General features: G+C 50.7%; 1 protein-coding gene. It reads left to right on the top strand.

Annotated elements, in window-relative coordinates:
• Nucleotides 1-426 (top strand): EAL domain-containing protein (locus EKO24_RS23035; protein WP_143733160.1); only part of this gene is annotated, 426 nt, incomplete at both ends.

The raw sequence follows: 426 nt of genomic DNA, 5'->3' as shown, positions 1-426 counted from the left end.
TTGGCGAATGGGTGCTGCGGGAAACCTGCCGCCAAGGCCGGCAGTGGTTGGATGACGGTTTGCCGCCGATAACGTTGGCCGTCAATGTTTCTTCCCATCAATTCCGCCGTAGCGACATTTGCCGGCTGGTTGCGACTGTGCTGGATGAGACCGGTTTTCCGGCCAAACAACTGGAACTGGAAATCACCGAAACCGGATTGATGGATAATCAAGACAATGCGCTGTATATTCTCAACTGTCTACGTAATCAAGGCATTCACTTGGCTATCGACGATTTCGGCACAGGCTATTCATCGCTGGCTTACCTGAAACACTTCCCGCTGGATCTATTAAAGATCGATAAAAGCTTTATCGACGATATTCCCCATATGCAGGACGATATGGAAATCGCCGCCACCATTGTCGCGATGGGCCATATTTTGGGCT

The sequence above is a fragment of the Candidatus Methylobacter oryzae genome (genome assembly GCF_003994235.2).
GTDB lineage: Bacteria > Pseudomonadota > Gammaproteobacteria > Methylococcales > Methylomonadaceae > Methylobacter_A > Methylobacter_A oryzae.
The sequence above is the reverse complement of the archived record's forward strand: the minus strand, read 5'-3'. Positions and strand labels throughout refer to the sequence as shown.